Annotated in this window: 20 protein-coding genes; 8 read left to right on the top strand and 12 right to left on the bottom strand. The window is 62.0% G+C overall.

All coding sequences use genetic code 11. The features are described 5' to 3' along the window. Positions 1-70: 70 nt before the first annotated feature. Both C7S18_RS20720 and C7S18_RS20715 read right to left on the bottom strand, forming a co-directional pair. Entirely contained in the window at positions 71-721 is a 651-nt protein-coding gene (locus C7S18_RS20720) for an FMN-binding negative transcriptional regulator (RefSeq protein ID WP_106893359.1), read from the bottom strand. 12 nt (positions 722-733) lie between these two features. After that, positions 734-1,900 (bottom strand): trans-sulfuration enzyme family protein, encoded by a 1,167-nt coding sequence (locus tag C7S18_RS20715; protein ID WP_106893358.1) that lies wholly within the window; start codon positions 1,898-1,900, stop codon positions 734-736. Between the two features lie 86 nt (positions 1,901-1,986). Here C7S18_RS20715 and C7S18_RS20710 point away from each other — a divergent pair, with 86 nt between their 5' ends. Both C7S18_RS20710 and C7S18_RS20705 read left to right on the top strand, forming a co-directional pair. Then, the gene (locus C7S18_RS20710) at positions 1,987-2,772 is read left to right on the top strand and encodes a biotin--[acetyl-CoA-carboxylase] ligase (RefSeq protein WP_106893357.1); all 786 of its coding nucleotides are present in this window, start codon (positions 1,987-1,989) and stop codon (positions 2,770-2,772) included. Next, positions 2,765-3,502 (top strand): type III pantothenate kinase, encoded by a 738-nt coding sequence (locus C7S18_RS20705; RefSeq protein ID WP_106893356.1) that lies wholly within the window; start codon positions 2,765-2,767, stop codon positions 3,500-3,502. The genes C7S18_RS20710 and C7S18_RS20705 overlap by 8 nt, the downstream gene beginning before the upstream one ends. 768 nt (positions 3,503-4,270) lie before the next feature. Here C7S18_RS20705 and C7S18_RS20700 read toward each other — a convergent pair. From C7S18_RS20700 to C7S18_RS20685, 4 genes are all read right to left on the bottom strand, one after another. Further along, the gene (locus C7S18_RS20700; RefSeq protein WP_170113397.1) at positions 4,271-5,413 is read right to left on the bottom strand and encodes an efflux RND transporter periplasmic adaptor subunit; all 1,143 of its coding nucleotides are present in this window, start codon (positions 5,411-5,413) and stop codon (positions 4,271-4,273) included. A 2-nt stretch (positions 5,414-5,415) separates the two neighbouring features. Next, a complete protein-coding gene (locus C7S18_RS20695) occupies positions 5,416-7,782 on the bottom strand; it encodes an ABC transporter permease (RefSeq protein WP_170113396.1) in 2,367 nt (788 codons plus the stop codon). 4 nt (positions 7,783-7,786) lie between these two features. Next, complete coding sequence (locus C7S18_RS20690; protein WP_106894130.1) at positions 7,787-8,497, bottom strand: ABC transporter ATP-binding protein; 711 nt, start codon at positions 8,495-8,497, stop codon at positions 7,787-7,789. A gap of 154 nt (positions 8,498-8,651) precedes the next feature. Further along, positions 8,652-9,053, bottom strand: coding sequence for a hypothetical protein (locus C7S18_RS20685; protein WP_106893353.1), 402 nt, complete (start codon positions 9,051-9,053; stop codon positions 8,652-8,654). Between the two features lie 465 nt (positions 9,054-9,518). Between C7S18_RS20685 and C7S18_RS20675 the strand changes: the two genes are divergently transcribed. After that, on the top strand, positions 9,519-10,397 hold the full coding sequence (locus tag C7S18_RS20675) for a S1/P1 nuclease (protein ID WP_106893351.1): 879 nt from the start codon (positions 9,519-9,521) through the stop codon (positions 10,395-10,397). Positions 10,398-10,475: 78 nt separating this feature from the next. Here the strand turns inward: C7S18_RS20675 and C7S18_RS20670 are convergent, their stop codons facing one another. The 4 genes from C7S18_RS20670 to C7S18_RS20655 form a co-directional block, all read right to left on the bottom strand. Next, positions 10,476-11,234, bottom strand: coding sequence for a hypothetical protein (locus tag C7S18_RS20670; protein ID WP_106893350.1), 759 nt, complete (start codon positions 11,232-11,234; stop codon positions 10,476-10,478). An 80-nt stretch (positions 11,235-11,314) separates the two neighbouring features. Then, positions 11,315-11,806: a hypothetical protein gene (locus C7S18_RS20665; RefSeq protein WP_106893349.1), complete on the bottom strand. Its 492-nt coding sequence runs from the start codon at positions 11,804-11,806 to the stop codon at positions 11,315-11,317. Between the two features lie 138 nt (positions 11,807-11,944). Continuing rightward, positions 11,945-14,566, bottom strand: coding sequence for a tetratricopeptide repeat protein (locus C7S18_RS20660; RefSeq protein WP_106893348.1), 2,622 nt, complete (start codon positions 14,564-14,566; stop codon positions 11,945-11,947). A gap of 48 nt (positions 14,567-14,614) precedes the next feature. Beyond that, positions 14,615-15,412 (bottom strand): cyclase family protein, encoded by a 798-nt coding sequence (locus tag C7S18_RS20655; RefSeq protein WP_106893347.1) that lies wholly within the window; start codon positions 15,410-15,412, stop codon positions 14,615-14,617. Between the two features lie 349 nt (positions 15,413-15,761). Between C7S18_RS20655 and C7S18_RS20650 the strand changes: the two genes are divergently transcribed. From C7S18_RS20650 to C7S18_RS20635, 4 genes are all read left to right on the top strand, one after another. Then, positions 15,762-16,391 carry a hypothetical protein gene (locus C7S18_RS20650; protein WP_146152048.1) on the top strand — a complete coding sequence of 210 codons (630 nt, stop codon included), beginning with the start codon at positions 15,762-15,764 and terminating at the stop codon, positions 16,389-16,391. A gap of 292 nt (positions 16,392-16,683) precedes the next feature. Continuing rightward, a complete protein-coding gene (locus C7S18_RS20645) occupies positions 16,684-17,457 on the top strand; it encodes a crotonase/enoyl-CoA hydratase family protein (protein ID WP_106893345.1) in 774 nt (257 codons plus the stop codon). Positions 17,458-17,534: 77 nt separating this feature from the next. Next, a complete protein-coding gene (locus C7S18_RS20640; protein ID WP_240623940.1) occupies positions 17,535-17,753 on the top strand; it encodes a type II toxin-antitoxin system Phd/YefM family antitoxin in 219 nt (72 codons plus the stop codon). Between the two features lie 30 nt (positions 17,754-17,783). Beyond that, a complete protein-coding gene (locus C7S18_RS20635) occupies positions 17,784-18,038 on the top strand; it encodes a Txe/YoeB family addiction module toxin (protein WP_106893344.1) in 255 nt (84 codons plus the stop codon). A gap of 111 nt (positions 18,039-18,149) precedes the next feature. On the opposite strand, the gene C7S18_RS20630 is transcribed toward C7S18_RS20635, so the two are convergent. Further along, positions 18,150-19,259 carry a helix-turn-helix transcriptional regulator gene (locus tag C7S18_RS20630; protein ID WP_106893343.1) on the bottom strand — a complete coding sequence of 370 codons (1,110 nt, stop codon included), beginning with the start codon at positions 19,257-19,259 and terminating at the stop codon, positions 18,150-18,152. Between the two features lie 275 nt (positions 19,260-19,534). Here C7S18_RS20630 and C7S18_RS20625 point away from each other — a divergent pair, with 275 nt between their 5' ends. Next, a complete protein-coding gene (locus C7S18_RS20625) occupies positions 19,535-20,404 on the top strand; it encodes a DUF2306 domain-containing protein (protein ID WP_170113395.1) in 870 nt (289 codons plus the stop codon). A 19-nt stretch (positions 20,405-20,423) separates the two neighbouring features. On the opposite strand, the gene putP is transcribed toward C7S18_RS20625, so the two are convergent. Then, on the bottom strand, positions 20,424-21,875 hold the full coding sequence (putP, locus tag C7S18_RS20620) for a sodium/proline symporter PutP (RefSeq protein ID WP_106893341.1): 1,452 nt from the start codon (positions 21,873-21,875) through the stop codon (positions 20,424-20,426). Positions 21,876-22,141: the final 266 nt, after the last annotated feature.

The following is a 22,141-nucleotide window of genomic DNA, read 5'->3' as shown; positions in this document are numbered from 1 at the left end:
ATGTTGGATACAGCAAAGCGCTACAACCGACGAGCATCGATCAAGGTATCCAAACGACACGATGCAGCCGTCAGTTGCCTGACCCGTCCTGCAACACTTGCCGCATCCACTCGCGCAGCGCACCGTGGTCGGTCTCCGCACCGGCCGCCAATCCAGCCAGCACGCCATCCTGATTCGCTTTCGGATGGTTCTGGCTCAGCTTGAACTTGCACTCGATCCGGGTCACCGTGAGTTCCAGACCAACAATCGCGCCGAGCAGCTTGTCGATGTAGTCGGCGGGCGCATCGTGAACCGACCAAGGCCGTGGCTGCGATGCCTCGAAGTGCGTCGTCAGACGATTCAGCACATCGAGCAAGCGTTCGCGGGAATCGAAGGTCGAGAGGCGGCCGTAGAGATGGCAGCTCAGGTAATTCCAAGTCGGCACCACGCGATGATGTTCGGCCTTTGCCGGGTACCAATTCGGGCTGATGTATTGATTCGGCCCGCTGGCAATCGCGAGCACATCAGGGTTTGTGTCAGCCAGCTGCCACAGTCCATTCGCCCGCGCGACATGGCCAAGCAGGCGCATACCGGCGCCAACCGGATCGAGCCGCAGCATTGGCACTGGATTCGCGACCAGCCCTGCTGCACTGGTTTGCACCAGATGGAGCAGGGGACATGCATCCAGGAACGCCGCGATCTGCTCGGGGTCGTCAACGGCGAAATGACTCGGCCGATACATACCTTGCTCGGATCAGCTGCCGAGTGCGTGCGCGAGTTCGGCGCGCAGGTCTTCGACATCCTCGATGCCCACCGACAGGCGCACCAGCGCATCGCTAATCCCAAGTGCTTTGCGCTTTTCCGGCGGCACCGACGCATGCGTCATGATCGCCGGATGGTTCACCAGACTCTCAACGCCCCCGAGCGACTCGGCCAGACCAAACAGCTCGCAGCGCTCCATCATCCGCCGCGCCTTCTTCAGGCCACCTTTGACGACGATCGAAATCATGCCGCCGAAGTTGTCCATCTGACGCTTCGCGAGCGCGTGTTGCGGATGTGACTTGAGGCCGGGATAGATGCAGCGCTCGATCTGCGGATGGGTCTCCAGCCACTTCGCGAGTTCCAGCGCGTTCTCGCCGTGTGCGCGCATGCGCAGCGCGAGCGTCTTCACGCCGCGGAGCGCGAGGAACGAATCGAACGGGCCCTGGATGCCGCCAATGGCATTCTGCAGAAACGCCATTTTCTCAATCAGTTCAGGATGCTTGCCGACGATTGCGACGCCACCGACGATATCGGAGTGGCCATTCAGATACTTGGTCGCCGAATGCATGACGATGTGCGCACCGTATTCGAGTGGGCGCTGGACCGCGGGCGAGCAGAACGTGTTGTCGACGACCAAAATCAAGCCGTGCTTTTTCGCGAACGCCGACACCTTGGTCAGGTCGACGAGCTTCAGCATCGGGTTCGTCGGTGTTTCAACCCAGATCATCTTGGTGTTTGGCTTCAGCGCACCTTTGAGCGCCGCCGCATCGTTCAAATCGATGAAGCTGAAGTCGAGCCCGGCGCTGCGCCGACGCACGCGCTCAAACAAGCGATACGTGCCGCCGTACAAGTCGTCCATCGCAATGACGTGGCTGCCGGAGTCGAGCAACTCCAAGATGGTCGACGTCGCGGCCAAACCGGATGCAAACGCAAAGCCACGTTCGCCGCCTTCGAGATCGGCCACACAACGCTCCCACGCAAAACGGGTCGGATTATGCGAGCGCGAATACTCAAAGCCTTGATGCACACCGGGACTCTTTTGCACGTAGGTCGAGGTGGCATAGATCGGTGTCATCACCGCGCCGGTGGACGGATCGGGAAATTGACCAGCATGAATGGCGCGGGTGGCGAGAGCTTGGGGACGAGTGGACTTGGCCATGGTCGGTGACTTGAATTTGGAAAGTCGGCATCTTGCCCGCTTGCCGGATCGCGCGCAAACTCGCGCCCCCGAACAGGCCTTTGGGCATGACTTCCGACCTGGAATCCGCACTCGATCCGAACACCCTTCGCCACGCCCTGGCGGCATTTTCGCCACTGTCGGTCGATGTCGTCGCCGAAACGGGCTCGACCAATGCCGATCTGCTGCGCCTGGGTGATGCCGACGCCACCACACGCGTGCTGCTCGCGGAGCAGCAAACGGCTGGCCGCGGTCGCCTCGCGCGGACGTGGGTCTCCGAGCCCATGGGCTCGCTGTTGGTATCCGTCAGCCTGCGCTTGCCAAGGCGGCTTGCTGAGCTTTCGGGCTTGAGCCTCGCTGTCGGCGTGTTGTTGGCCGAGTGCCTGAATCGATTCGGCGCACCCGTGCGTCTGAAGTGGCCGAATGACCTGTGGTTCGATGGCCGCAAGCTCGGGGGCATTTTAATTGAGCTGTTGCCGCCGGCTGATCAGCACAGTCGGGTGGTGATTGGCTTTGGTATCAATGTCCGACTGCGTGAGGCCGCGCGCGATGCCGCTTTGCAGCCGGTCGCTGACCTGCGTGAGGCGGGGCTCACGGCGACGCGAACCGAACTGGCGGCGGCGCTCCTGGCCGAGTTAATGCAAGGGCTGCGGTTATTTGCAGCGGAAGGCTTCGCGCCGTTTCAGCCGCGTTTCGCGGCTCTGGATGCGTTGTTCGGTCAACGCGTGCAACTGGGCGGCACCGAAACCGGCATCATGGTCGGCGTGGATCCCAACGGACGGCTCTTGCTGGAACAAGCAGGACTTGTGCGAGCATTCGAGGCTGGAGAACTGAGTGTGCGCCGTCATGAATGAGCTATTGATCGATCTGGGCAATTCCCGACTCAAATACGCCGAAGTGCAAAACGGCGTGGTGTTGCGCGCGTTTGCGGTCAATCACGGTGATGGTGATTGGCGCAACATTCTGGCCCGCGGTCTGGCCGATCTGGCCCGACCGGAGCGCGTGCGGGTCGCTGCAGTGGCACATGAACTGGTGACCCAGGCAGCGCTCGCCAGCATCCAGGAAATCTGGCCTGGCATCGCCCTGACGCGGGTGACCGCGGAGACCCATGCGGGAGCATTGCGGTCTGCAGTCAATGAACCGAAGCGGCTGGGTGTCGATCGATTTCTGACGGCGCTGGTGGCGGCCAAAACGACGCGGGACACGTTGATCATCGGGTGTGGCACCGCTTTGACTGCAGATTTTGTCGATGCCAGCGGCTTGCATCACGGCGGCTGGATCGCACCTGGTCCAGAAACGATGCGCGCCGCCGTGCTGGCTCGGGCTGCGCGTGTCCATTGGTTGCGCGAGGGCAAAGTGCAGGACTTTGCAACGAACACCGAGAACGCGCTGGAAAGTGGCGCGTGGCATGCGACCGCCGGTTTTGCCGAGCGCGCGATTCGTACCGCCGAAGCGCAGTGCGCCGGCAATCTGCAAGTGTGGTTGCATGGCGGTGGCGCGGAGACGTTGGCCGGTCTGCTGATTCAACCGGTCACGCTGCAACGCGATCTGGTGTTTCAGGGTTTGTTGCTGCTGGATCGGTGATTTGCGCAGTCTGGTCAGTCGCAAGTAGCCCCCTCCCCGTCCCTCTCTCGCGATCGCGGGGGAGTCCAGCCGCCCCTTTGGTGCGCTTATTCGCGCATCAAACTATTGTCCCGAGCTGGAGGTAGTGCTGGGCCTACTCGCTGTCATGCCAGCTTTCCAGAATGTGTGAAAGCATCAGGAGTTTGCGGCGCCACCCCAATTCGTCATCCCGACGAAAGTCGGGACCCAGGGCAATCTGGCCGCGGTGCCGCAAGTATTCTGGATCCCGACTTTCCAGACTGTGTGAAAACCTTTGGGCAGGACAATATTTGGCGCTTCAACATAGCCTCGGTGCGGCTGCAAGACCTTCAAACCCACCCCGGATCAAGTCCGGGGTGACGAGAGGTGGATTGGAACTCCTTGGGGAACCGATCCATTCTAGCGTCTGAAGCAACGACTTTGCCTCGACGGACACTCTCGCGATTCGTCACCCCGGACTTGATCCGGGGTGGGTTTCAGGCTCGCGACAAACTGACCCATCATTTGCACTCATCATCGCTTCCGAACCCGATCGGCTAGGTTGCTCGAACCAGTCCCTTGTTGTTTTCACACAGTCTGTTTCGTCGGGATGACGACAAGATAGTAGGCGCCCCTGCGACGGTGTCAGGCGCTATGAATGCAGCCACCAAAGACGCTTCCACATAGTCTGTTTTGCTGGAATGACGACAAAACAATGCCTTGGATGATGTTTGATGAGAGCGGGGGATTTGCTCCCGCGCCAGTGCTTACTCAAGGCCCCATCGCGACCCGATCACCACTAACGAGCGTCGCCGGCGGATTGACCAGCACTGGCTGGCCGGTCAACAACCCGCTCAGGATTTGTCGGTAGCGGCCGTCATTGGCGCCCACTGTGACGGGCACAGGTGTTGCTCGATCATCCTTGACGGTCCACACGCGCCAGTCGGCGCCGTCGCGTTGCAGGGCCTCGAGTGGGACCACGAGAACGTTGGGCAAGTCGAGCACGGTCACACGCGCATCGACTTGATAGCCATGGCCGAGCTTTGGTGCAGGCGCCTTCAGCGCCAAGATCACGCGCACGCGGCGTTCTTCAACACCCAGCGCAGAGATCTTTAATTCGCCAAGCGGTTCCACCCGACTGACTTCGGCGGGTATCGGCGGACCGCCCCACGCTTCGATCTGCGCGCGGGCGCCCACGTTTATGCCCGCGGCTTCCTGGGACAAAAACTCGGCGACGATTTCAAGATCGTTTGGATCGCCGAGTTCGAGCAGTGGTGTGCCGGCAGCCACGGCACCGGCGCTCTCGTGATACCGCTTCAACACGACGCCGGAAATCGGCGCCCGCAGCGCCAAGGTGCGACCGTTGCCTTGCGCATCCCAGGCGGCGTTGGCTTGTGCTTGTCTAAGGCTCGCGCGCGCGGCCGCAAGGCGGGCTTCGGACTCGCGTTCGGCCGCACGCACGGCCGTGAGATCACGCTCCGGAATCAGTCGATCGGCAAACATCTGCTCACTACGCTCCCGCAAATCGCGATTGGAGCCGAGCAGTGCCTCCGCCTGTTGCACTTGCGCGCGGGCGGCACCCACCGCCGCTTCGGCCATCGCACGGGCACGGGGATCAAGCGGCGTGCTGGTCAGCGGCGCAAGCTCGGTCAATGGCGTGTCGGCGACAACGGCGTCACCCGGCTCCAGCTCAATACGAGACAGGTTGCCGGCTACGGGCGCCGTGATCAGATACAACTCGCGAACACGGGCATAGCCTTGGTCGACGCGCTCGACCGACAAGGGCTGTTCGCGCGCGCCAAATGTCTGCACGGTGATTGGCTTCGGCCACCAGGCCAAGCCAAACAACGCGAGCACGACAAGGCCGATGAGGAGGCCGATCCAGCGGGTACGTTGGCGGGCAGACAGGACCATGATCATTCTCTCGATTTCAAACTTTCAACCAGGTTGATGCGATCGATCTCGCGGCGAACCAGGAGGCTGGCGCCGATGATCGCGGCCAGCACGATCGCGGCAGAGGCGGCGTACGCGGCCGGTTCGAAGCGCATCGGGAAGGTAAACAGGTCAGTGGCCATGGCCTTTAGAAACGCCATTGCAAACCAATGGCCAATCAGCACGCCGAGTGGCAAGCTGAGCAGCGTCAGCACACCAATCTCGGCGAGCAGCACGTAGGAGACCTCGCGGCGGCTGAAACCGAGCACCTGCAGCGTGGCAAGATCGCGACGCTGTTCGGCCAGCGTCACCGAGCTGGTCGCAAACGCGATACCTACACTCATCAGCACGGCAAAGGTCACAAAGATGCCGGTCATGACGCCTGCGCCTTCTTCAAAAGTGCGCGCGAGCGACGCCCGCGCCCGTTTCAGATCGCTGACACCGGCCACAATGGGCATCTCGCGGACAGCTTGATGAAACGCGGGGAGTTCGGCCGGATCAATGCGCACATGCGCACCGCCGATTCGACCCGGCTCCTGCAAGACTTCACCCAATTGGCTGAGACTCACGTACGCATTGTTGCCGGCACTCACGGTGACCACAGCCAGTACCGGCAACTGGAGGTCCACCTGGCGGCCCGTGGTGATCTTGACGTCGATGCGATCACCCACGCCCGCACCGAGTTGCCGCGCCAATCCTTGCGTGATGATCAGGCCATCATCGCGGACACGTTGCGGGAGCCCGTTGAAATCGACAAGGCGCTCCAGTTCGGCATCGGGCATCAACCCAACGATGGCCTCATCAGCGGACTGGGTTCGATAGCGAAACAGCGCTGGCACATTGCGGAACGGTTCGATCTGGATCGTACCCGGCAGGCGGCGGAGCGCCTGCAAGGTGTCGGTGCCACCGGCTTCGATCAAGGTCAGACTCAGATCCTGGCGCCTGGCATGGTCAAAGCTGACTTCCAGCAATTGCTGAATCGCGATCGGAAACTGCCGCGCGAGAATCAGCAACGACAGGGCGCACACCACACCGGCAATGGTTGTCAGTGAGCGGCGCGGAAACCCCAGAATCCGCCGAAGCACGACGCGCGTGAGGGCATCAAACTGCCGCGTCAGACGTTCGAACAGCCGGCTGCCGTGTTGAAACGCGGGCGGCGGCGCTGGCATCAACGCAGCGGCGGCGCTGAGTTTCAACACGCGGCGGACCGCATTGATGGAGCCAGCAAGCCCGGCGAGGCTCGCCACGGCCACGGCGATCAGCCAAGCGTCCCACGTGGTTTCGAACGGCAGGCTGGGCAAGCGGTACACCTTGAGATAAAGCGCTGCCATCATTTCACCGAGATACTGCGCGAGCGCTGCGCCGAGCACCATGCCGAGAATCACCAGCACGAGCGACATACCGAGATAGTTCAGTGCCACCTCACCCGGCAGAAAGCCAAACGCTTTCAGCAGCCCGATGTTGGCGCGCTCGGCCTCGACGAGCCTGGTCAGCGCAACATTCAGCAGGAACGCGGCCACGGCCAAGAATGCAGGCGGAATCAACTTGGCCATGGTGGCCAATTGATCGAGTTCCTGATCGAGAAACCGTGCCGACGGTATGCGGTCGCGACCTTGTGCCGTCTGGGCGCCATAGCGCCCGAGCAGGCTTTGCAGCGACGCCTTGATGGCCGCCACATCCGCATTCGGCGAAAGCCGCAGCACCAAATCATTGAACGCACCGTCAAGATCGGCCGCCTGCTCCAGCGCCGGGCGAAGCATCCAGATCAACGCGTAGCGATCGGGCTGCGGGAACATCTGGCCGGGCGGACTGACGAACACGAATTCGGGCGAGTTTGCCATCCCCACGATCTTGAACGTTTCGCGACCACCGCGGATCGTAGCCGCGAGGGTGTCACCCGGTTGCAGGCCGTGCGCTTCCATGAAGGCTTGGTTGACGACGATCTCCTGGCTCCCAAGCAAAGGCTCAGGCCAGCGTCCCTGTACCAGCCACGGTTGGTTGACGGGCGTCTTGTCGGGCACATCGAGCGACAACAATTTGGCCGTGATCTGCTCGTCGATGCCTGGGAGGCCAAGCAGTGCCGGCGCGGCGACCCGAGCGTCGATGGCCTGGACGCCGGGCAGACTGGCGATGCGTTCGGTCAGCCGCATCGGCGCACGCACCAACTGCAATTGCAGGTCCGACAAGCGGTCGTCGCGATAGTAGGCATCGCGCGACTCGCCAAGCGAGGTCTTCATGCCGAGGGATGACACCAACATGCCAATGCCGATCGCGAGTAGGGCGACGACCGCAGCCGACTGCGCGCGCAGTCGCCAGAGGTCGCGAAACAGCTTGCGGGTTAGTGGTCGCACGCCATCACCAGCGCAACTCGTTCGGCTTCGCGCGGCTTTGATTCGCAATGATTTCGCGAATCTGGCCATCGGCAAATTGGATGATGCGATCGCCGAGTCGGGCAATGTCGGCATTGTGGGTGACGATCAGCAATGTGCTCTGAAAGGCGACGTTCGCCTGCATCAGCGCTTCCAAGGTCATCACGCCTGTGCGCAAGTCCAGCGCGCCCGTGGGTTCGTCGCAGAACAGCATGCGGGGGCGTTTCGCCAGGGCCCGCGCGATGGCGACGCGTTGCTGCTCGCCACCAGAAAGTTGGGCTGGAAAATGCTCGCCGCGGTGGCTGAGTCCGACCATCGCCAGGGCCTCGTCTACCGGCAACGGCGTGGCCGCCAGATCGGTAACGAGTTCAATGTTCTCGCGCGCCGTCAGGCTCGGGATCAGGTTGTAAAATTGAAAGATGAATCCGACATGGTCGCGCCGAAAGTGCGTCAAACCGCGTTCATCGAGATCAGCCAGGGATTGGCCGTCATAGTGGACTGAGCCGCCAGTGGGACGATCCAGCCCACCGAGTATATTCAGGAGGGTTGACTTGCCCGATCCGGATGGCCCAAGCAACACGACGACCTCGCCGTGATACAGATCCAGATCGATGCCGCGCAAGGCATGCACCGCACTGTCGCCTTGCCCGAACACCCGGGTCAGGCCACGGATCGCAAACAGCGTTTTGGCTGCCACCGACACCGATCTCCTTGGTCGCCGTTGATCCGCCCATCATGCCAGAGCCGTGCCTGACAAAGGGAGGGCGAATCCAGTCAACGAGGCGACGCGCCCGGGTGGGAGCGGGTGCGCGCCATCCGTGGCGCGCTGGCAGGTTGCAGTATTGCGGCGCTTACATCGCGCAGCCGTACATATCCATGACGGACTTGGTGCTTTCCTTTGCGCGCGTGCACACTTCTGGCAACTGCGCCTTGGTGGCCTCGTCCTGCACCATGTCTTTCCAGCTTTGCTTCCACTGCGCCATGCCTTGGAGCATCACTTCGCGCGTTTGCTCCGGCACCTTGTCGGCCAGGCAGGTCTGATACTGGTGGAGGAACTCGTCGCATTCCGGAATACCTGTCACGACTTCGGCGTCAGCGGCTGGCGCTGGCGCGGCGTCCGCGACCGGTGCAACGGGCGCCGCTTCGGCCGTGCTGGCGGCAGGCGCGTTGGTATCCGGACTCGCTTCTTCCGACTTCGAGCAGGCCATGACACTGAGACAGATCAGGGACGTCAACAGCAATCGTTTCATCATTCACTCCTTGGAAAAACAGTTGGAGACTGGCATACCCAAGTGCCGATCTTGCCATGTCTAAGCAAAACGGCGGCGAAACAGAAATGGCACAGGCCGCTGCCGGTTTGCGTGGAAAGGTCGCGCAGGTGACTTCTGCTGCGCTCGGCATGCCGATTCCGCGTCAACCGCGCGCACGGCCGACCGCGGTCGGGCGTCTTGGCGTTGACACAAACACGCGCCATGCTCGGTTGCATGGTCTCGCCAGCAGGCGACTCGGACCGGCTTTGGCTCCCGAAGTTCAGCCTTTGGGCGCTGATACCGGCGAGCGGGAGTTGCTGTCCGGCGATGGGCGGCCTGACTGTGAACCGGCTTCTCGGCCCGGGCGGGCCTTGCCAACGCTTGGATGTCGTGGCGCTGCGACCGCATCGAAAACCGATCGCCTGAAGCATCGCTGCTAAACTCTGTTGTTCGAAATAGGCGAGCGCTATGAACCGAATTCAAGCTGGCATTGTCGTCGCATTCCTTGCCTGGACGGGCCCGGCGCTGGCGTGGGGAGAACTCGGCCACCGGCTGGTCGGCAAACTGGCCGAACCGCAACTCAGCCCGGATGCCGCAGCGGCGGTCGGCGAGATTCTGGCGGGCGAGGCGGAACCAAGTCTGTCTGGCGTGGCTTATTGGGCGGACGCATTGCGCAATCTGGATCCGCCGCGCTTTCAGATCAATTCGCGCTGGCACTACGTCAAGACGACCGAAGGGACGTGCGTCGTGGCGATGGCTCAGGATTGCCCGGACGACGCATGCGTCGTCGGCGCCATTGCCGATCAGGAGGCGATTCTGGCGAATGACAAAGGCGATCCGCTGCAACGCCGCGAAGCCCTGAAGTTCCTCGTGCACTTCTTCGGTGATATTCACCAGCCGCTGCACACCAGTGATGTGGCGGATCACGGCGCCAACGATGTCAAGCTGACACTACGTACCGAAATTGCCCCAGAGGCCTACGCGAAGGCGAACTATCACGATGGCATCATGGACACGAACTTGCACTCGATCTGGGATTACTACCTTATCGCCAGCGGCCAGCACGATCTTGCGAACTACGCCAAAGTGCTGGAGGCGATGGGTCCGGTGACGCTGCCGACCACCAGTCAGAAGCCGGCGGATTGGGCCACCGAGTCGTGTCGACTCATCGATTCCGAAGACCTCTATCCGACGGGCCCAGAGCTCGATCCTGCATATCTGGATCATTTTCGACCGTTGGCCGAGCTTCGGATTCGGATTGCCGCCCGGCGTTTGGCCGACTACTTGAATCGCGTGTTCAGACCGCGCATCGAGGCAAAGGAAATTGGGCCAACTGCGTCGGACTGACGCGCCACGCACGCCGCATCCCCATGCGGGATGCGACGTGGCCGTCGTGCTTTGGCGCGGTCAGCCAGCATGCGATGGCTACATCGCGGCCTGACGCGAATACTCGCTCAGCTCGGCTGGTGTTTTGGGCTCGCTGCTGTGGACGACGGCGTCGATTTGCTCGGGTGTCAGTGGGTCGCGCCAGGGCGAGTCGATGGTGTCACGGTAGACGCGGGTGCGAAGGGTCACGGTCGCTTGGTTGAGCTTTTGTCCCGGCCAGTCGATTTGCGCGGCGTCGACCACATAGTTGAACGACACCGAGGTGCCATTGTGCCATTCGAAGTTCGGTGTCTCGGCGATGCGGATGTTCTGGGGCTTGCTGCCGAGGCCCACCGGCATGTAATTGAGCTGGGCGTTTTGCAGTAGCGCGATCAGTTCGTTCTGATCCGGGTCGGCAATGCCGTCGTAGGTGTTCCAGGTCACCAGATCGCGCTGATAGCGCCAGCCATTGCCGTCGAACACCCAAAGGCTTAGGCCGCCGACCTCAAGTTTGGCGTCGGGAAAGCCCTCGATGTTCGCGGCACGCCGGACAATGTAGCCGCGCTGGTAATACCACGTCAGATCGCGGCGCGACCACACCACTTCGCCTTTGCCCTCGCGTGATAGTTCGATCGAATCCGCATCGCGAATGCGGTTCTTCATTTCGGCCAGCACATCGGCATCACTTGGTATGCCGGCGGTGCTGGGTGCGGCGGGGGCGTTCGGATCATTGGCCGCTTGCACGGAAACATCCTGGCCGCAGGCAGTCAGAATCGCCAGGGCGATCAGCAAGGTGGCGACGCGGGTGGTCACAGTCATGGTTTTAGTCTCGAAAAGTTTGGATCAGGCCGCAGCAGCAAGTGGAACGCGGGCAGGACGATTTGGTTGACGGGGTTCGCTCACTGCGTATGGCTGATCGGCAGCTGCGGGTCGAGCTGGCGCAGCGCGCCCAGCAAGCCTTCAACGTCGGCCTGGGTAAAAGCCGCAACATCGAAGTGGGTCAGCAGCTTGTCTTGGGCGCCAATCAGCTGCAGGAACGTGCGCGTGGTGACACGGCCACTCATGTGCATGCGCGTTTGATGCAAGGCGACCCGCTTCAGGGTGCCCGGGGCGAATCGATCAGTCTTGAACGGCAACATGACCTCGAGCCGACCGTCCTGACCCACCGTTATGCCGTAACGACCCATCAGGCGCTTCAGAAGCCACATGATGCCAAGGGGCAGAAAGCAGAACGGGTAGGCCACCAGCAACCAGGGGTTTTCGGGGATCTCGGTCAGGGTCATCGGAATCATCAAAAGCGGAATACTGAACATCAAGTACATGAACCAGACGAGTGGTTTCGGTAACGGCAGTTCGCCGGGGTTCTTGATCTGATACAGCACATCGCTCATGGCAGGGCTCCGATCCGGGTAGGGTTGGCATGGCCGCTGGTCCAGACGATGGGCCAGGTTCGGCTGGCCGGAACAGTACGCAACGCGCAGGTCGCAGTACTGCGGAACCGCTGAGCAAGTGTTGAGATTTCGATGAAATCAGGGTCTTTGCCGTCGAATCAGGCCCGTTGCACCCATTGCGCGGGCGCGTTGCACAAATGCCGACCAATCGGCAGCGCCTGTCTGTTCGGCCATTCGACCTTCAGCTTCCAGTGCCAATAGCAGCATCCCCTTGCTCTGGGCTTGCGCGGCGACCCATTCGCGACGCTGTTGCCGCGAGTCCGGCTCGGTGTCGAGGTCGGCGCGCAGGAGTGCGAGACGGAGGCTGGTTTCGGCGTCGACAGTTTGACTCAACGCGGTTTCCAGTTCAGCCAAGGCAGCAGTGGCTTCATCCCGACGAGCTGCCCAGATCAGCACTTCGGCTAGCAGCAGGCGAGCATTCAGATCGATCGCGGCATTCTGGCTGCGCTCCGGGGCGGTCATCAGCAGGCGCAGTTCTTCCTCAATCGCCACCGCTGGGGCAATCGGCAGCGTGGCCCGCAACGCGCAAAGGCGCGCCAGCAGGGCGTCTGATCGCTCCTCCGCACCGGACCAGATCGCGGCTGCCTCGGTGTATTCGGCGGCCGCCTGTTTGAACTCGCCCCGATATCGGGCCAGATCGCCGCGCAACATGTGTTGTTCGGCGCGGACCAAGGGGCTCTTGTCAGCGGTCGCGGCTAGGGTCTCTTGCAAGCGTAGCGCAGCATCCAGTTGCCCTTGGCGCAGATGCAGCTCGGCGAGTAGCCGGGCGGTGAGCGCGGCCTCCTTGTGATCGCCGTGATCACCGAAGCCCTGCAACGCCGATTGCCCAAGCGCACTCGCCGCAGTCAAATCGCCCTGTGCGATGGCAATGTCCATGAGACGCTTGTTGGTATAGGCCAAGCCGTGCGCGTTGCCGAGCGCAGTTTCCAGCACGGCAGCCTGCTCGTTGAAGCGTTGGGCCTCTTGCAGTCGACCACGCATTTGCGCCACTTGGCCGAGATTGCCGAGTGCGGCCGCTTCCGCGTGGCGATCGCCATTCTGGCGAAAGCTCTCGAGCGCCATCCCGATATACATCTGACCCTGTTGCAGATCGCCCGTCCGGACGTAGTGATTGCCCAGTGATCCCCTTAGAAAGCCGATCGTATCGATGGCATTGGCGCGCGTCGCCAGGTCGAGTGCCGTGTTGATCGTGGCCGGAACCTCGTCACCGCGACCGAGCAGATAGCGCGGCGACACGGTCGCATTCAGCGCCGAGGCAGCCGAGCCCAGTTCGCCCATGGCCTCATAGTCCTGGGCCAGTTGCGTGAACGCGTCGATCGCCTGGTCGTGGTCACCGCGGCGATTGAACAGCATGGCTCGGAAGTGGCGCATGCTGACGGCACCCGATGGATCGTAGCGGTCCTGCAGCAACTGCTGCATCCGGGCGAGATCGGCTTCGGCCAGATCATTCTGACTCTGGACCATGGCGTTCCAGACAGCGGTCCGCATCGCTCTGGCGGCCAGGCGCGCGGCCCCGAGTTGTTCTGCCGTCGCACTCACGGCAAGCGCCAACGCGCGCGCATCGGACGGTTGGCGCAACGCTTCCAGCGCTTCGGCCTGCTCAAGCAGGACGGTCAACGCGAGTACCGGATGCGTCTTCGCATGCACGCGCAGCCATGCCTCGGCCAATTGCTGGCGGCGCTCGGGTTCCTTCTGTTCGCCGGCCGCTTGAATGGCCAGCAATTCGCGGCGCGCGGGCGGGAGGCCAGGCGCTGCACTGAGGTATTCAGACAATTGCCGTATGCGGTCTTTCGGCAACCGCCGGCGCAAGTCCCAGGCCAGAAGCCGCAAGTCGACATCGTCGGGCCTTAGTGCAAGCAACGGCTCCAGATGCGACCACGCTACGGTGTCCTGACCCGCGACATGCGCAAGAACAGCCTGAGCCCAGAGGCGCCCAGCCTGATCCGCTTCCGGCAGTCGCGCGCGAACGGCGTCGATGTTGGCCGGCAAGCTGGCGTCGCTGTCGGTGACAGCCTGAAGTCGCAGCCCGAGTAATGAGCGCGCCAGTTCGTCTTGAGGCAAGGCGCTCAGGGCTTGGCGGACGCTGTCTAAGTCCTGGGCCTGCCAGGCATGCATGGCCGCTTGCCAGTGTGTGCGATCAGCACTCGCCATCACGCCCGTGCGATCGGTGTCCGCGCGTTGCAGCGGCCACAAGCCGCGCGAATACCATCCAAACAGCAGCGCCGTTGCCAACAGCGCAGCGCCCAACATCGCACTGGCCCATAGCGGCCAGCGCCGCTGCTGGCGGGCTGCAGGTGGCAGCGCCACCAAGGCTTGGGTTGGTGGCGACATTTCCCGTTCGGCCGCAAGCCCAGGCGCGCCTTCTGCTGCAGCTGCCGCGTCCGGTCCATCCAACCGTTGCACGGGCGGAATCCAGCGATAGCCAAGTTTGTGCCGCGTCTCGATGTAGATGGAGTCTTGCGCGTGGTCACCCAGCGCCCGGCGTAATTCGCGAATGGTTTGCGGGACCGCGCTCGGCGAGATGGCGTGGCGGCCCCAGACGGTATCGAGCAAGGTATCCACCGAGACGAGCGCCGGTGCACGCTGCATCAATACGAGCAGCGTTTCGGCCACCTGTCGGCGCAACGGCTGCGATCCGTTTGGGCCGTGCAGCGTGGCCGTGTCGACATCGAACTCGATCTCGTGCGAGTGCAGGCGCATGGGTCAGGACTCAGCTCGCCCCAATCAGAACGATGCGCGGCACCCCGTTCATTTTGGCGGCAGTAGCGCAATGACCCGCACCGGCCCACCCGAACCCCCTTCGATCTTCATCGGCAGCGCCACGACGCTGGCTCCGACGGGCGGCAAACGATCCAGACCATTCAGGTTTTCCAGACCGGCCACATTCTTGGCTGCAGCAATGCGATGAACTTGAAAGTCTTTTGACTGGCCAATATCGATCGACGCTGTATCGACGCCCAGCACTGCCACGTGCCGCTTGTCCACCAAGAGCGTCGCCGCATCCGGCCCGTAACTCGGAAAGTGCAGCTTGCTCGCGTCATTCGGCGTGTCGTCGCCGAAGTACGCTTTGCGGTTCGGGTAGTGTTTGCTGTAGCCCGTTTGCAACAGCACAATCGTGCCCGCTGCGAGCTTGCCATGATTGGCCTCGAAGGCGGTGATGTCGTCAGCCGTCAGTGCGTAGTCAGGATTCTTGGCGACTTGTTCGCGAACATCGATCACGACCGCAGGGCCAATCAGTTGCGCGAGGTCCAGTTGATCGGCGGTCTTGCCATGCTCGGCGAAATGGATCGGCGCATCAAGATGCGTGCCGCCGTGCTCGGGCGAACAGAAACTGTTCGACGAATAGAAGAAGCCGCCGTCGGTTTGTCCGTGCGCAAGGGTCTTCAGTTCGAACTGACTGGGAGAGGTTGGCCAGTAGAGGGTCTGGCTGTTGAATGGATGACTGAGATCAAGCACCGTGGCCTGATCGAGATCGATTGCCGATGCCGACGTCGCGGCAAGCGCCAGGATGATCGGACACCACACGGAACGATGCAGGACACTCATTGGTGCGTCTCCAAGTTTAGGTTGGGGAACTTCGCGAGTTGGGATGATAGCCCGTTTTGTCGATCGCTCCAGACCATCGGCGACGCGAGCGCGAACGTGTGCGGCGCCGGAACCTGCGACGGTCGATGCGGTCCAAACAGCCCAGGAGCCCGGGCGCTTTGGATCGAACTAGTGTCCTGTCCCGCAAATAGCTTGAAATAAATTTGGAAGAATTTCGTGCCAAGGCAAGGCGAGAGGAGGAGACGCAGTGGTAACTCAGGCGACGACGACCAACGCAGCATTGGCTTGGAAGGCGACAAATTAATTCGAGTTATTCGCGGGACAGGACACTAACCATCAGGAGAATCCCTTGAAATACCGATACGGACTGTTTGTGATGAGCATTGCTTGGGGCAGCGCCAATGCCCAGCTCCTGCCCGAGACCACCATGGCGACGCTGCATATCCGGGCGGAGCTGACCTATCGCGATGACATTCGGGCGCGCGCGAATGCCAGCGATGCCGAACGCTGGGGGTCGCCCTGGCCAGCAGGATTCGTCGATCAGTGGCGCCAGCGCCGCGTTGGGGATGACTTGGTCCTGCGCTGGACGCACGTCACAGCGTGCATGCAGCCCGCAGAGCCGAAGCAAGCCGGGCCTTGTCCGGGCACGTATTCCGTAGCGCTGGAGATGCCAGCGTTGAGAGCGCTAGAGGTGCCGCGGAAGCGCGATGCTCGCAACGCGGACGGGAATCCCAAATACTGCACCGAGTCGGGCGAACTCCTGGGCGCAGCGCGGATTGCCAGTGCTGTGGGCGATGACCGTGCCGATTGCCTGGGTGTGTTGAAGCAAGGGTGCGTGCAGTTTGAGAACGGCAATACGGCGACATTGGATTTGCAGTTTGTCGCCGCGTCGGTCACCGAACCTTTGCAGGCTTGTGCTGATGTGCACGTCAAAGAGCGCGTGACGTTCAGTTTTGGCCATCCGGAAGCGCCTGAATAGGTCCATCCTGGATGGTCAGACCCTTGCTGAGTCTGGCGCCGAGGCATTCCCGCCCGGCGCTTGGGTTCGGACTCAGTGTTCCAGAAGCGATCACTTGCGCGATTGGTTCGAGGCGGGCGAACCTTGGCTCGTATCGACGGTGTGTTTGGTCAGAACCGCCTTGGCAGCTCAACGCGCGTCAGGTTGGCTCATGACCTAAGTCATTGCACACAATGCGTGCCTCTGGGCAGCGTCGGTGCCTGGCTGCGGGCTATCATCGCGGCGTACTCAATTCCCCCTCGGAGCCGCTGCAATGATCGACGTTCAACATCAGGATCATGTGCTCGAAATCGCCGTTCGGCGCGCCGAGAAGCGCAACGCGCTGTCGCTCGACATGTATCACCAGCTGGCACGGGCGATGTACGAACTGGATCAGAACCCCGATCTTTGGGTCGGGTTGATCTACGCCGAGGGCCCGCACTTTACCGCCGGTGTGGATCTGAACGACTGGGCCCGTGTGTTTGCAAGTGGCGAGCGTCCAACGCTCGGCCCCGGGGAACTCGATCCGTTTGGGTTGAACGGCCCACGGGTTCGGAAGCCGTTGATCATGGCGGTACAGGGCTATTGCTACACCTGGGGCACGGAGCTCCTGCTGGCCACGGATCTGCGTGTTGCGGCGACCGACACCCGGTTCGCGATGTTGGAGGTCAAACGCGGCTTCTTTGCGTGCGGTGGCGCGACGTTGCGGTTGCCAGCGGCGATGGGTTGGGCGAAGGCACAACGCTATCTGCTGACCGGCGAGGAGTGGTTTGCAGAGGAAGCGTGGCAAACCGGGCTCGTGGGCGAGCTGTGCGCGCCTGGCGAACAACTCGAACGTGCCCGCGCGCTGGCGGCAGCAGTGTGTCAGGCCGCGCCGCTCGGGGTTCAAGCGAGCCTCAAGAGTTCGAGGCAGGCCGCTGATGAAGGCGTTGCCATGGCATACCCCAAGATGTTTCCAGAGCTCGCCACAATCATGCAGAGTGCCGATGCCGCTGAAGGAGTGGCGAGCTTCCAAGAGCGGCGGGCGGCCCGGTTCGGCGGCCGTTGATCGATATAGAACGTCGTTTAAAGCGCCAATTGATCAGCCCCCACGTCTGTACAGCAACATGTACAAGCGAGGAATCGATGGACGCGATTACTTACAGTGCCGCAAGTGCCAATCTGGCCAAGACCATAGATCGTGTTTGCGAAGACCACGAGCCCTTGATCATCACCCGCAATGACGAACAGTCGGTAGTGATGTTGTCCCTTGAGGACTACAAGACAATGGCAGAAACAGCCTATTTGCTACGAAGCCCCGCGAACGTCAAGCGTCTACTAAGCCGCCGCAGCGCAGCTATCTAGTGGCAACGGCGTGGTGCGCGAGCTCAGTGAATGAGATTGGTGTTCGCTGATGAGGCGTGGGAAGACGATCTCTACTGGCAAAAGCAAGACCGGAAGATGTTGGACCGTATCAACCGTTTGATCGCAGAAGTCAGGCGGGAGCAGTACGCAGGTGTCGGCAAACCAGAGCCTTTTAAGTACGCACTGGCTGGGTTCTGGTCGCGCCGCGTCTCCGACGAGCACCGAGTGGTCTATCGCGTTGAGGGCGATGTGCTCTTGATCGCGCAGCTTCGCTATCACTACTGAGCTGCGTGACGACGAGGATGGTCTGAACAAGTCCATCTTGGACTTTCTGACCCGCGTCGCCTCTGAACTTGTTCAGGGGCTCCATCGGGCTTGGCGGGCAGCAGGTCTTGCTCAGCTGGCGTCGGCGATGCTGACGGGTGCTTCGGGCGCCAGAGATCGGCTGCGATAGTCGCTCGGCGTCATGCCAACTTGCGCCTTGAACGCGCGGTTGAAGGGGCCGAGTGAAGCGAAGCCGCTTTCCATGCCGATGACCAGGACTGGCCAGTGTCGATGAGCGGGCTCGGCGAGCAAGCGCTTGGCGTGTTCGACGCGCGCGCGGTTGATCCACTGATTGAAGTTTCGCTCGCAAAGCACCCCCGTGATCAAACGACTCACGCGGTACTCCGGCACGTGTAGCCGATCGGCGAGGTCCTGTACTTTCAACGCCGCTTGCAGATACAGCCGTTCCTGTTCCACGAGCGCTCGCAGCGCGTCCGCCAGGACCAGATCGTCTGGACTGATCTCGGGCTCGATCGGGAGCGGCGCCTCTGCCGCCTTGGCGGGCGCTCGCGCTGGCTTGGCCGACCAATCCTGCAATTCGCGCCAGGCGAGCAGTCGATGCGTGATCAGCAACATGTACAGCGAACTGGCGCCACCGAGCAGGTGTGAGAACGCGGCCGAGTCGTCCAACATTGCCGGCACCATCGTGCACAACAGGACGCAACTGCCATAGCTGATCATGAACAAGCGGCGCATGGCTTGTTCCGGACGGGGCGCGTCGCGATAGCCGCGCACGCCTTCCAGAAACCCGAGCACCAGTATGGTGGACGACAGCATGCTGAGCAGCGCATCGATGCCGGCAACCGTTGGCGCCAGGCTGATTCCATCGAGCCAACCCTCGGCCTCGAACCAGCGCAGACTCTGATCGCTGATCAAGAGCAACGCAATCGCTGCCGCCGCGATCAGATGCGGTCCCTGGACGGCGCCTTCGCGGCGGAACAGCGCGCGCGCAAACAGCCAATACGCGTTGCACGTCGCGCAAGCGAATAGTCCGATCAAGAACTGGTGCGCGCCGACCGCGTCACCCGCCAAGCGTTTGATCATCAGCATCGCCAGGGAGCCGGCGAACACCGCCCAGATGACGTGGATGGCCAGCTTCGTTGGTCGCCGGAGCAGGTCCAGCACCGACGCGAATGCAAACATCGCGGCGGTCAGTTGCAACCAAGTGGTCAGCAGAAACATGGGTTCCTCGTGGATGTGCCGATGCCCAGGCGTACATTGAAGCAGAAGCGCCAAGCACCGGTCATCCGCCAGATGGCATCGCCGGCCGACCGCGATGGACCGGTCGAGCCAGTCGCCCCGCGTCCGGTGCACCCGTTTTTGCGGCGAGTCGACAGGTCGACACCCGTCGAGCCCCCAGAAACCTGCTGCCGATTTCCGAATCGGCGAGACAGCTGATCGCTGCGCACGCAGTCTGGCGCTGACCCAATCCGGGTTAAATGAATGGAATCCTTTCTATGCCAGGACGCAGTGCTGAATCCCTCGTCGACGTTCCACACACCCTCGAGCCCCCTGCCCGGAGTACCCTTCCACCGTCTGCGCAGAGGAGTCTCAAAGCGCTCCGCCTGTCGGCTGGGTTCTGGTTTCTGATCGCCTTGGTCGGGCAATGGCTGTTCGCCTGGTACATCGCCATGGTCTACGCCCGACCGGTGTTGTCGGGGACGCCTGAAGCCATCAACAACACTGCCAAGATCACCGGTTACATCGTCGGCGATGGGCTCGGGAACAGCCTGTTGATCAGCCATGTGCTGGCTGGCGGGCTGATCAGCATGCTGGGTTTGCTGCAGCTTTGGCCATGGTTGCGACGGCGGGTGCCGGGATTGCATCGGTGGAACGGGCGGCTCTTTCTGGCACTCGGCATGCTCGGTGCGCTGAGTGGCTTGTATCTCACTTGGATCCGTGGGTCCCGTTTGTCGGACTTAGGCGCTATTGGCATCTCAATCAACGGAATTCTGATTCTGATCGCAGCGGTTCTCGCTTGGGTTCATGCCCGGAACCGGAATCTCGGCCAGCATCGGCAATGGGCGATTCGGGCCTTTTTGCTCGTGAACGGCGTCTGGATGTTCCGGCTGGGTTTGACGGCCTGGTTGCTACTCAATCAGGGGCCAAACGGCAACACGGCGAAACTTGACGGACCGTTTGATCTCGCGTGGTCCGTCGGCTGTTACCTGGTGCCAATCGCGCTGGCCGAACTCTACTTCCGCGCCGAGTCCAGCCGTTCACCAACGCGGCAATGGCTGAGCGCCGGCGCGTTGGGTGCGAGCAGCCTGTTGATGGCACTCGGCGTGTTTGGGGCGTGGCTCATGCTGTGGCGACCGCACCTGTGACGTCGCCCACATGTCTGGCCTAACTTTGGGCTTTTGGCCGAGTCAGCAGACTGACCAGAATGATCGCGAGCATCGATGCGATAAAGCCCGGCACCATCGAATACAGCGCAAAAATGCCGCCCTGGCTGGCCTGGGTCATCCAGGCCACCACGACGATGCCACCGACCAGGATGCCCGCATAGGCGCCGGCGCGGGTCATGCCGCGCCAATACAGAGACAGCACGATGGCAGGGCCGAAGGTTGCACCGAATCCGGCCCAAGCATCGCCGACGCGCGACAGCACCGTGCTGTTCGGCTCGAGCGCCACAAAGAACGCGACGATCGCCACACCCAGCACCGCGAGGCGGCCGACCCAGAGCATTTCCTTCGGGCTCGCATGCTTGCGGAACAAGCCGCGATAGAAGTCTTCGGCGAAAGCTGCAGACGACAGCAGCAGCTGGGCGGACGCGGTGCTCATGATTGCGGCCAAAATACCGGCCATGCAAATGCCTGCGATCCAAGGCGGGAAGAATTGCGAACTCATTTGGATAAACACCTTCTCGGACTCTTGCCCACCCATGTAGGTGCTCAACGCGCCAAGCGCGGTGAAGCCGACGATCATCGCGGCCAGCAACACCACAATCTGCCAAGTCATCGCAACGCGACGAGCGATCTTCATATCGGCCGGATTTTTGATCGCCATGAAGCGCGCGAGGATGTGCGGTTGCCCGCAATAACCAAGCCCCCAAGCCAATGCTGACGCAATACCGATCCAGCCGAGATCGTTGCCCTTGGCGTCGCTGAACGGGTCAAGCAGTTCGGCATTGAACGCGTTCATCGTGGCGTGCATGCCATCCAGTCCACCAACAATGTGGAGCCCCATCAGCGCAACAACCACCAACGCGAAGAACATCAGCGTGCCTTGCAGCACATCAGACCAGGACACCGCCAAAAAGCCGCCCAGGAATGTGTAGGCGAGCATCACGATCGAACCCCAGAACACGGCCCACGCGTAGGGCAGCTGGAACAGCGCTTCGAACAAGCGACCGGCGGCCACAAACTGGCTGCTTGCGTACAGCACAAAGAATACGAGGATGAAGAACGCGGTCAATGGCCGGATCCAGCCACGGTCGTTGAACGCGCGCTCGAAGTACGCAGGCAGCGTCAAGGCATCACCGAGTTGTTCGGTGCGCTCGCGGAGCGGCTGCGCAATGAAGCGCCAGTTGAGCCAGGTGCCAACGATCAGGCCGCCGACGAGCCAAGCCGATTCGTATCCCGCGAGATACGCAAAGCCAGGCAGGCCCATCAACAGCCAGCCGGACATGTCCGTGGCTTGCGCCGAGAGCGCCGTCACCCAAGGCCCAAGCGAGCGGCCACCCAGAATGAAATCCTTCAAGTTGGTGGTGCGTCGCCAAGCGATAAAGCCGAGCAGCAGGCAGATGCCCAGGTAGATTCCAAACGTGGCAATGATCGTCGGCGTGGCGGGTTGCATGGACTTGGGCAGCCTGTGGCGTGGTCAAGGTCGCGACTCTGCCATGGTCCGCGCCAGCATGAAAGCTGGCGCTGTTTGGATTTTTGGCGTCCTGGTCGGTCTCTCGAACGCCGGTGGTGTGATTAGCAAGCCATTGGCGATGGCATGTGGTTCGACGTCTCGACCACGCTGCAGTGTCGCAAGTAGCCCTCTCCCCAGCCCGCTCCCACTCGCGTGGGAGAGGGAGCGCTCCTTCCCCCGCGATCGCGGGGGAGGGTCGGGGCGGG

Source organism: Ahniella affigens, from assembly GCF_003015185.1.
Classification (GTDB): domain Bacteria; phylum Pseudomonadota; class Gammaproteobacteria; order Xanthomonadales; family Ahniellaceae; genus Ahniella; species Ahniella affigens.
Note: the sequence above shows the minus strand (reverse complement) of the source record. Positions and strands in the feature narration are given on the sequence as shown.